Source organism: Pseudomonas gorinensis (assembly GCF_042015035.1).
In the GTDB taxonomy this organism is placed as follows: Bacteria; Pseudomonadota; Gammaproteobacteria; order Pseudomonadales; family Pseudomonadaceae; genus Aquipseudomonas; species Aquipseudomonas gorinensis.
In genome coordinates this window covers 1,728,776-1,738,383 of the sequence record NZ_CP167125.1, presented here as the reverse complement: position 1 = coordinate 1,738,383, position 9,608 = coordinate 1,728,776, and the positions used below count along the sequence as shown (strand labels likewise).

8 protein-coding genes are annotated in these 9,608 nt (G+C 61.8%); 7 read left to right on the top strand and 1 reads right to left on the bottom strand.

The window, feature by feature from the left end; genetic code table 11:
• Positions 1-352: 352 nt before the first annotated feature.
• On the bottom strand, positions 353-1,060 hold the full coding sequence (locus AB7933_RS07870) for a tellurite resistance TerB family protein (protein WP_024073778.1): 708 nt from the start codon (positions 1,058-1,060) through the stop codon (positions 353-355).
• 168 nt (positions 1,061-1,228) lie between these two features.
• Between AB7933_RS07870 and AB7933_RS07865 the strand changes: the two genes are divergently transcribed.
• From AB7933_RS07865 to AB7933_RS07835, 7 genes are all read left to right on the top strand, one after another.
• A complete protein-coding gene (locus tag AB7933_RS07865; RefSeq protein ID WP_024073777.1) occupies positions 1,229-2,140 on the top strand; it encodes a LysR family transcriptional regulator in 912 nt (303 codons plus the stop codon).
• Positions 2,141-2,273: 133 nt separating this feature from the next.
• Positions 2,274-3,731, top strand: a complete 1,458-nt coding sequence (locus AB7933_RS07860) for a gamma-aminobutyraldehyde dehydrogenase (RefSeq protein ID WP_024073776.1) — start codon at positions 2,274-2,276, stop codon at positions 3,729-3,731.
• 73 nt (positions 3,732-3,804) lie between these two features.
• Positions 3,805-4,956 (top strand): putative ABC transporter substrate-binding protein YdcS, encoded by a 1,152-nt coding sequence (gene ydcS / locus AB7933_RS07855; RefSeq protein WP_024073775.1) that lies wholly within the window; start codon positions 3,805-3,807, stop codon positions 4,954-4,956.
• Positions 4,957-5,155: 199 nt separating this feature from the next.
• The gene (locus AB7933_RS07850) at positions 5,156-6,190 is read left to right on the top strand and encodes an ABC transporter ATP-binding protein (protein WP_024073774.1); all 1,035 of its coding nucleotides are present in this window, start codon (positions 5,156-5,158) and stop codon (positions 6,188-6,190) included.
• A 1-nt stretch (position 6,191) separates the two neighbouring features.
• Positions 6,192-7,121 carry an ABC transporter permease gene (locus AB7933_RS07845; protein WP_024073773.1) on the top strand — a complete coding sequence of 310 codons (930 nt, stop codon included), beginning with the start codon at positions 6,192-6,194 and terminating at the stop codon, positions 7,119-7,121.
• Positions 7,111-7,920, top strand: a complete 810-nt coding sequence (locus tag AB7933_RS07840) for an ABC transporter permease (RefSeq protein ID WP_024073772.1) — start codon at positions 7,111-7,113, stop codon at positions 7,918-7,920. Before AB7933_RS07845 ends, AB7933_RS07840 begins: the two co-directional genes overlap by 11 nt.
• A 169-nt stretch (positions 7,921-8,089) precedes the next feature.
• Positions 8,090-9,514 carry a gamma-aminobutyraldehyde dehydrogenase gene (locus AB7933_RS07835; protein WP_024073771.1) on the top strand — a complete coding sequence of 475 codons (1,425 nt, stop codon included), beginning with the start codon at positions 8,090-8,092 and terminating at the stop codon, positions 9,512-9,514.
• The last annotated feature ends 94 nt before the right edge of the window (positions 9,515-9,608 follow it).

Sequence of the window (9,608 nt, the reverse complement as noted above, 5' to 3'; positions counted from 1 at the left end):
TCGAAGGGCCATTCAAATGGAGGGGAGTATAGCTGAGCAGAAGCCCTCATTTATCAATGGGTTTTGATGTGGCGCGCGCAGAACGTAAAAAAAAAAACCTGTGGGAGGGGGCTTGCTCCCGATAGCGGTGGTTCAGTTGAAGTCTCTACAAACGGGGGCAGCGCCATCGGGAGCCAGCCACCCCTGCTCAAACATAAAATAAGTTATTGATTTTAAATAATTAAAATCTTGCTTAAACGACCGTATTTTTGTGGCGAGCGAGCGGTTGTGGCGAGCAGGCCTGCTCTCTACAGGGAGTCCAGTAGAAGAGGGAGTGGGCCCTTCTACAGGTTTAACGACGTACGCCTTGTATCTACGAGTTGAGTCTCACCTGTTTTTCCAACTCAACCTTCAAGCCAGGCTCAAGCTTCAATTGGCGCGCCAACTCATCCAGATATGCCTTCTCCATAAAGTTTTCCTCATCCACCAGCATCACACTGGCGATGTACATCTCGGCGGCCATTTCCGGGGTGCTGGCGGCACGGGCCACATCGGCCGGGTCCAGGGGTTTGTTCAGCTCGGCATGCAGCCAGCTTTGCAATTCGCGGTCGTTGTCCAGCTTGGTGAATTCCCCTTCGATCAGCGCGCGCTCGCGTTCATCTACATGACCGTCGGCCTTGGCGGCCGCCACCAATGCCTTGAGGATACCCTGGCTGTGTTGTTCGACCTGGGCCGGTGGCAGGCGGTCGATGGTCTGCGGCTCGCCTTGGGGCGCGCTGGCCTGCTGCGCTTGCCAGTTGCCGTAGGCTTTGTAGGCAATCACACCCAGCGCCGCCAGCCCGCCATAGGTCAGGGCCTTGCCGCCGAATTTGCGCGCTTTCTTGTTACCCAGTAACAACCCCATGGCCCCGGCCGCCAGGGCGCCGCCGCCCGCGCCGCCGAGCAGGCTGCCGAGCCCGCCACCGCCGAGCAACCCGCCAAGGGCACCTTTGTCGTCCGACTTGCGCTGGCCGCTGGCCTTGTTCTGCAACATGTCCTGGCCAGACTTGAGCAACTGATCGAGCAATCCACGGGTATTCATTCGTAGCCTCCAGACACTAGGGTTCATAGGACCAATAGGCTCCCAGCGTAAAACTAAGTGCCAAAAACCCCCGATCTAGAGTGCTTCCAGATGTAACGCGGCTATCCTTCGGTTAAATCGATATACACTCGAGAAAATCGATAAAAACACCCCACTGGTAATTCCAGCATGATGACCTTGCGTCAAATCCGCCATTTCATCGCCGTGGCCGAGACCGGCTCGATCTCCGCCGCCGCGCAGACCGCGTTCATTTCCCAGTCCACACTGACCCTGGCGATCCAGCAACTGGAGCAGGAAATCGGCGTCAACCTGTTCAACCGCCACGCCAAGGGCATGACCCTGACCCACCAGGGTCATCAGTTCCTGCGCCAGGCGCACTTGATCCTGGCCACCGTCGACAACGCCAAGCGCAGCCTGCAACAGAGCACCGACCAGGTCGCCGGACAATTGATCATCGGCGTGACCAGCCTGGTGGCCGGCTACTACCTGGCCGACCTGCTCACCCGTTTCCAACGCGCCTACCCCAATGTGGAAATCCGCGTAATGGAAGACGAGCGCCCGTACATCGAGCATTTGCTGGTCAGCGGCGAGATCGATGTGGGGGTGCTGATCCTCTCCAACCTCGAAGACCGCCACGCCCTGCAGACCGAAGTGCTCACCCACTCGCCCCACCGCCTGTGGCTGCCGGCGCAACATCCACTGCTGGAGCACGACAGCATCAACCTCGCCGATGTCGCGCGCGAGCCGTTGATTCAGTTGAACGTCGATGAAATGGGCCACAACGCCCAACGCCTATGGGCCGGTGCCGGCCTGCATCCGCGCGTGACCCTGCGCACGGCATCCACCGAAGCGGTGCGCAGCCTGGTGGCGGCGGGCCTGGGTGTGTCGATCCAGCCGGATATGACGTACCGCCCCTGGTCCCTGGAAGGCGACATTATTGAAGCGCGACCCATCGCCGACCTCAGCCAGACCCTTGACGTCGGCCTGGCCTGGCGCCGCGGCACGGCGCGACCGGCGCTGGTCGATCCGTTCCTGACCGTCGCGCGTGAGCAGCCACACCCGCGCAAGCCATCTATTTAATCGAATGCGGCATTCAGTATTTAGTATTTGTTGACCTCGCGTCTGACCTCTAGTCTCTGTTCATCCCCTAAGAGAAAGGTCAGGCCCTCGTAAGAGAACGCCCATGGCCACACAAGAAAAGAGATCGCGAAAAATGTCCGGCGCGCCCACCCCGCTGCTCACTGCGTTGCTGATCGACGGCGAACTGGTCCAGGGCCAGGGTTTTGCCGAGCCGATCCTCAACCCGGCCACCGGCGAAGTACTCACCCAGATCGCCGAAGCCAGCGCCGAGCAGGTCGAAAGCGCCATCCTCGCCGCCCACCGGGCGTTTGCCGGCTGGTCGCGGACCACGCCGCAGCAGCGGTCGAACATCCTGCTGGGCATTGCCGAAGCCATCGAGAAACAGGCCGACTACCTGGCCCGCCTCGAATCCCTGAACTGCGGCAAGCCGTTGCACCTGGCGCGCCAGGATGACTTGAGCGCCACCGTCGATGTGTTCCGCTTCTTCGCCGGGGCCGTGCGGTGCCAGACCGGCCAGCTCAGCGGCGAATACCTGCCGGGCTACACCAGCATGGTGCGGCGTGATCCGATTGGCGTCGTTGCCTCCATCGCGCCATGGAATTACCCGCTGATGATGGCCGCGTGGAAGATCGCCCCTGCGCTCGCCGCGGGTAATACATTGGTATTCAAGCCCTCGGAACACACGCCGCTGTCGATCCTCGCCCTTGCCCCGGTCCTTAAAGCGCTGCTGCCACGCGGAGTGATCAATATTCTGTGTGGCGGCGGCGAAGGGGTGGGCAGCCATCTGGTCAGCCACCCGAAGGTGCGCATGGTGTCACTGACCGGCGACATCGTCACCGGGCAGAAAATCCTCCAAGCCGCGTCCAAAACCCTGAAACGCACACACCTGGAATTGGGCGGCAAGGCGCCGGTGATCGTGTGCAACGACGCCGACTTGCAAGCCGTGGTCGAGGGCGTGCGCGCCTACGGTTACTACAACGCTGGCCAGGATTGCACTGCGGCATGCCGCATCTACGCCCAGGCGGGCATTCACGACAAACTGGTCGCCGACCTCGGCGCCGCCGTCAGCAGCCTGCGCTTTGCGGGCAAGCGCGATGCCGACAACGAACTCGGCCCGCTGATCAGTACGCGCCAGCGCGACCGCGTCGCCAGTTTTGTCGAACGCGCCCTCGGCCAACCGCATATCGAGCGGATCACCGGCGCCGCCGTGCATTCCGGCGCAGGCTTTTATTACCAGCCGACCTTGCTCGCCGGCTGTAAGCAGCACGATGAAATCGTCCAGCGCGAAGTGTTCGGCCCCGTGGTCACGGTGACGCGCTTCGAGGAGCTGGAACAGGCGGTGGATTGGGCCAATGATTCGGAATACGGCCTGGCCTCCTCCGTGTGGACCCAGAACCTGGACAAGGCCATGCAAGTGGCGGCGCGCCTGCAATACGGCTGCACCTGGATCAACAGCCATTTCATGCTGGTCAGCGAAATGCCCCACGGCGGCTTGAAGCGCTCGGGGTATGGGAAAGATCTGTCCAGTGATTCGCTACAGGACTACAGCGTGGTGCGCCACATCATGGCGCGCCACGGCCAGCACCTCTAAAACAACAACTAAGCTCATGCGTCACCGGTTGCACAAAACTGCCCCGACCATAATTAAAGAAGAGGGAACCCCCATGTCCGCGCACAAGACCGCACTGCTCAGTGCCCTGACCACCGCGCTGCTGACGAGCGTCAGTCTCCACGCCGCCGAGCCGCTCAAGGCGGTGGGTGCTGGTGAAGGCCAGTTGGATATCGTCGCCTGGCCCGGCTATATCGAACGTGGCGAGAGCGACAAAGCCTACGATTGGGTCACAGGTTTCGAGAAAGAAACCGGCTGCAAGGTCAATGTGAAAACCGCCGCCACCTCTGACGAAATGGTCAGTTTGATGGCCAAGGGCGGTTACGACCTGGTCACCGCGTCGGGCGATGCGTCGCTGCGGTTGATCGTCGGCAAGCGTGTGCAGCCAATCAACACCGCATTGATCCCCAACTGGAAGAGCATCGACCCGCGCCTGAAAGATGCGCCGTGGTACGTGGTCGGGCAGCAAACCTACGGCACGCCGTACCAATGGGGCCCGAACGTGTTGATGTACAACACCAACGTGTTCAAGACCGCACCCACCAGTTGGAGCGTGCTCTTCGAGGCGCAGAACCTGCCGGACGGCAAGCCGAACAAAGGTCGCGTGCAGGCGTATGACGGCCCGATCTACATCGCCGATGCGGCGCTGTACCTCAAGTCGACCAAGCCGGAACTGGGCATCCAGAGCCCGTATGAGCTGACCGAAACCCAGTACAAGGCCGTGCTTGAGCTGTTACGCGCCCAGCAACCGCTGATCCACCGCTACTGGCACGACACCACCGTGCAGATGAGTGACTTCAAGAACGAAGGCGTGGTGGCCTCCAGCGCCTGGCCTTATCAGGTCAACGGCCTGGTCAACGAGAAGCAGCCGATCGCCTCGACTATTCCCAAGGAAGGCGCCACCGGCTGGGCCGACACCACCATGTTGCACAGCGAGGCCAAGCACCCGAACTGCGCCTACAAGTGGATGGACTGGTCGCTGCAGCCGAAGGTCCAGGGCGATGTCGCGGCCTGGTTCGGCTCGCTGCCGGCGGTGCCGGCGGCCTGCACCGGCAGCGAACTGCTGGGTGCCGAGGGTTGCAAGACCAACGGCTTCGACCAGTTCGACAAGATCGCCTTCTGGAAAACCCCGCAGGCTGAAGGCGGCAAGTTCGTGCCGTACAGCCGCTGGACCCAGGACTACATCGCGATCATGGGCGGCCGCTGAGGCTTCCCAGACAACATAGGTCTCCTGTGGGAGGGGGCTTGCCCCCGATTGCGATGTGTCAGCCAACCTATCTGTCACTGAACCACCGCTATCGGGGGCAAGCCCCCTCCCACATTGACCGCATTCATAGATGTTTTGATTTTTCAGAAGTCCAGGCCGGGCCGCTGCGACGACCCGCGCCTTTTGGGAGCACCGCACCATGACGCTTGCAGTCCAATTCACCCACGTCTCCCGGCAGTTCGGCGAAGTGAAAGCCGTTGACCGGGTTTCCATCGATATCCAGGACGGCGAGTTCTTTTCCATGCTCGGCCCTTCCGGCTCCGGCAAGACCACTTGCCTGCGCCTGATTGCCGGGTTCGAGCAGCCGAGCGCAGGCTCGATCCGTATTCACGGCGAGGAAGCCGCGGGCTTGCCGCCGTATCAGCGCGACGTCAATACCGTGTTCCAGGATTACGCGCTGTTCCCCCATATGAACGTGCTCGACAACGTGGCCTATGGCCTGAAAGTCAAAGGCGTGGGCAAGCCCGAACGCCTCGAGCGCGCCGAAGAAGCCCTGGCCATGGTCGCCCTCGGTGGCTATGGCGAGCGCAAGCCGGTGCAACTCTCCGGCGGGCAACGCCAGCGCGTGGCCCTTGCCCGCGCCCTGGTCAATCGCCCGCGCGTATTGTTGCTGGACGAACCCCTGGGTGCGCTCGACCTCAAGCTGCGCGAGCAGATGCAAAGCGAGCTGAAAAAGCTGCAACGCCAACTGGGCATCACCTTTATCTTCGTCACCCACGACCAGACCGAAGCCCTGTCGATGTCTGACCGCGTGGCCGTGTTCAATAAGGGTCGCATCGAGCAGGTGGATACGCCGCGCAATCTCTATATGAAGCCGGCCACCGTGTTCGTCGCCGAGTTCGTCGGCACCTCCAACGTGATTCGCGGTGAACTGGCCCAGCGCCTCAGCGGCAGTGCGCAGCCGTTCTCGATCCGCCCGGAACACGTGCGGTTCGCCGAAGGCCCGTTGGGGGCTGGCGACGTGGAGATCAGCGGCCTGTTGCATGACATTCAGTACCAGGGCAGCGCCACCCGCTATGAATTGAAACTGGAAAACGGCCAGGCGCTGAACATCAGCCAGGCCAACAACCAGTGGCTGGACATCAGCAGCGGCCATCAGGTCGGCCAGCCCATCACCGCCCGTTGGGCGCGGGGAGCCATGACTCCGCTGACCGATATCGCAGGCGAGGTCTGACATGAGCCAGGCCCTTTCCCAACCACCGATGCGCAGGTTTTCCAACCTGCTGTACCGCAAGCCCAACCTTTACCTGGCGATGCTGCTGGTGCCGCCGCTGATCTGGTTCGGCGCGATCTACCTGGGTTCGTTGCTGACCCTGCTGTGGCAAGGCTTCTATACCTTTGACGACTTCACCATGGCGGTCACCCCGGACCTGACCCTGGCCAACTTCGCCGCGCTGTTCCAGCCGTCGAACTTCGACATCATCCTGCGCACCCTGAGCATGGCGATCGTGGTGTCGATCGCCAGCGCGATAGTGGCCTCCCCGATTGCCTACTACATGGCGCGCTACACCACGGGCAAGACCAAGGCGTTCTTCTACATCGCGGTGATGATGCCGATGTGGGCCAGCTATATCGTCAAGGCCTATGCCTGGACCTTGCTGCTGGCCAAGGGCGGTGTGGCGCAGTGGTTCGTGCAGCACCTGGGCCTGGAGCCGGTGTTGCAGTTCGTGCTGGGCATTCCCGGCGTGGGCGGCAGCACCTTGAGCACCTCACACCTGGGCCGGTTCATGGTGTTCGTCTATATCTGGTTGCCGTTCATGATCCTGCCGATCCAGGCCTCGCTGGAGCGTTTGCCACCGTCGCTGCTGCAAGCCTCGGCCGATCTGGGCGCCAAGCCGCGCCAGACGTTCATGCAGGTGATCTTGCCGCTGTCGGTGCCGGGGATTGCCGCCGGTTCGATCTTCACGTTTTCGCTGACCCTGGGCGACTTCATCGTGCCGCAACTGGTCGGCCCACCGGGTTACTTCGTCGGCGGCATGGTGTATGCCCAGCAAGGCGCCATCGGCAATATGCCCATGGCCGCGGCGTTCACCCTGGTGCCGATCGTGCTGATCGCGGTGTACCTGTCCATCGTCAAACGCCTGGGGGCCTTCGATGCACTCTGAGAAATCATCACTCGGCTTGAAGATTGCAGCCTGGGGCGGCCTGGTGTTCCTGCACTTTCCGATCCTGATCATCTTCCTTTACGCCTTCAACACCGAAGAAGCCGCGTTCAGCTTCCCGCCCCAGGGCTTTACCCTGAAGTGGTTCAGCGTGGCCTTCGCCCGGCCCGACGTGCTGGAAGCGATCAAGCTGTCGCTGCAAATTGCAGGCATCGCCACCCTGATCGCCATGGTGCTCGGCACGCTCGCGTCGGCCGCCCTGTATCGCCGTGAGTTCTTTGGCAAGCAAGGCGTGTCGTTGATGCTGATCCTGCCGATTGCACTGCCGGGGATCATCACCGGTATCGCCCTGCTGGCAACGTTCAAGACCCTGGGCATCGAGCCTGGGATGTTCACCATCATCGTCGGCCATGCGACCTTCTGCGTGGTGATCGTCTACAACAACGTCATCGCTCGCCTGCGCCGCACCTCCCACAGCCTGATCGAAGCATCGATGGACCTGGGCGCCGACGGCTGGCAGACCTTCCGCTACATCATCATGCCCAACCTCGGTTCGGCGCTGCTGGCCGGCGGCATGCTGGCGTTTGCGCTGTCGTTCGACGAAATCATCGTCACCACCTTCACCGCCGGGCACGAGCGCACCTTGCCGCTGTGGCTGCTCAACCAGCTCAGTCGCCCACGGGATGTACCGGTGACCAACGTGGTGGCGATGCTGGTGATGATCGTGACGATGTTCCCGATTCTGGGGGCCTATTACCTGACGCGCGGCGGTGAAAGCGTGGCCGGTAGTGGCGGTAAATAACTTTTTTATTGAAGGCACCGCGCTCAAATGTGGGAGGGGGCTTGCTCCGATGGCGGTACATCAGCCCCCCATGTGTTGACTGACACACTGTTATCGGGGGCAAGCCCCCTCCCACATGTGAACCCGGTTCTTTCAGTGACATAACAATAGTGTTGAGGAGGATTGAACCATGCAAACCAAACTCTTGATCAACGGCCACCTGGTCGAAGGCGAAGGCCCGATCCAAGCCATCTTCAACCCGGCACTCGGCCGCGTGCTGGTGGAAATCAAGGAAGCCAGCGAAGCCCAGGTCGACGCCGCCGTGCGCGCCGCCGATGCGGCCTTTGAAAGCTGGTCGCAGACCGCGCCCAAGGATCGTTCGCTGTTGCTGCTCAAACTGGCGGACGTGATCGAAGCCCATGGCGAAGAGCTGGCCAAGCTGGAATCGGACAACTGCGGCAAGCCTTACAGCGCGGCGCTGAACGACGAGATCCCGGCGATTGCCGACGTGTTTCGTTTCTTCGCCGGCGCCAGCCGCTGCATGAGCGGTTCGGCCGGCGGCGAATACCTGCCCGGCCACACCTCGATGATCCGCCGCGACCCGGTGGGCGTGATCGCCTCCATCGCGCCGTGGAACTACCCGCTGATGATGGTCGCCTGGAAGATCGCCCCGGCCCTCGCTGCGGGTAATACCGTAGTGCTCAAGCCATCGGAACAAACTCCGCTGACCGCGCTGCGCCTGGTCGAGCTCGCCTCGGAGATATTCCCGGCCGGCGTACTCAACCTGGTTTTCGGTCGAGGGCCTACCGTGGGCAACCCCCTGGTGACTCACCCGAAAGTGCGCATGGTGTCGTTGACCGGCTCCATCGCCACCGGCGCGAATATCATCGCCAGCACTGCTGACAACGTGAAGCGCATGCACATGGAACTGGGGGGCAAGGCCCCGGTGATCATCTTCAATGACGCCGATATCGATGCCGCCGTCGAGGGCATTCGCACCTTCGGTTTCTATAACGCTGGCCAGGATTGCACGGCCGCCTGCCGCATTTATGCGCAGGCCGATATCTACGACGCCTTTGTCGAAAAGCTCGGCGCCGCCGTCGCCAGCATCAAGTATGGCTTGCAGGATGACCCCAGCACCGAGCTGGGCCCGCTGATCACCGCACAGCACCGCGACCGTGTCGCCGGGTTTGTCGAACGCGCCATGGCGCAGCCGCATATTCGCCTGGTCACCGGCGGCAAGGCGGTCGAAGGCAACGGTTTCTTCTTTGAGCCGACGGTGTTGGCTGATGCGCAGCAGGATGACGAGATCGTGCGCCGCGAAGTGTTCGGGCCGGTGGTGTCGGTGACCAAGTTCACCGATGAGGCGCAGGTGCTGGGCTGGGCCAATGATTCGGACTACGGTCTGGCGTCATCCGTATGGACGGCCGATGTGGGGCGCGCCCATCGCCTGGCCGCTCGTTTGCAATACGGCTGCACCTGGGTGAACACCCACTTCATGCTCGTCAGCGAAATGCCCCACGGCGGCCAGAAGCTGTCGGGGTATGGCAAAGACATGTCCATGTATGGGTTGGAGGACTACACCACGGTTCGCCATGTGATGTTCAAGCACTGATCCACGCCCAAACGCTTTAACGCTTTAACGCTTCAACGCTTTAACGCTTTAATTGTAGGAGCGAGCTTGCTCGCGAAGAACGCAAGAGCACCGC

Excerpts from the sequence above, each read along its gene's own strand:
- AB7933_RS07870 (WP_024073778.1), bottom strand. The coding sequence starts at position 1,060 with ATGAATACCCGTGGATTGCTCGATCAGTTGCTCAAGTCTGGCCAGGAC.
- AB7933_RS07865 (WP_024073777.1), top strand. The coding sequence starts at position 1,229 with ATGATGACCTTGCGTCAAATCCGCCATTTCATCGCCGTGGCCGAGACC.
- AB7933_RS07860 (WP_024073776.1), top strand. The coding sequence starts at position 2,274 with ATGTCCGGCGCGCCCACCCCGCTGCTCACTGCGTTGCTGATCGACGGC.
- ydcS (WP_024073775.1), top strand. The coding sequence starts at position 3,805 with ATGTCCGCGCACAAGACCGCACTGCTCAGTGCCCTGACCACCGCGCTG.
- AB7933_RS07850 (WP_024073774.1), top strand. The coding sequence starts at position 5,156 with ATGACGCTTGCAGTCCAATTCACCCACGTCTCCCGGCAGTTCGGCGAA.
- AB7933_RS07845 (WP_024073773.1), top strand. The coding sequence starts at position 6,192 with ATGAGCCAGGCCCTTTCCCAACCACCGATGCGCAGGTTTTCCAACCTG.
- AB7933_RS07840 (WP_024073772.1), top strand. The coding sequence starts at position 7,111 with ATGCACTCTGAGAAATCATCACTCGGCTTGAAGATTGCAGCCTGGGGC.
- AB7933_RS07835 (WP_024073771.1), top strand. The coding sequence starts at position 8,090 with ATGCAAACCAAACTCTTGATCAACGGCCACCTGGTCGAAGGCGAAGGC.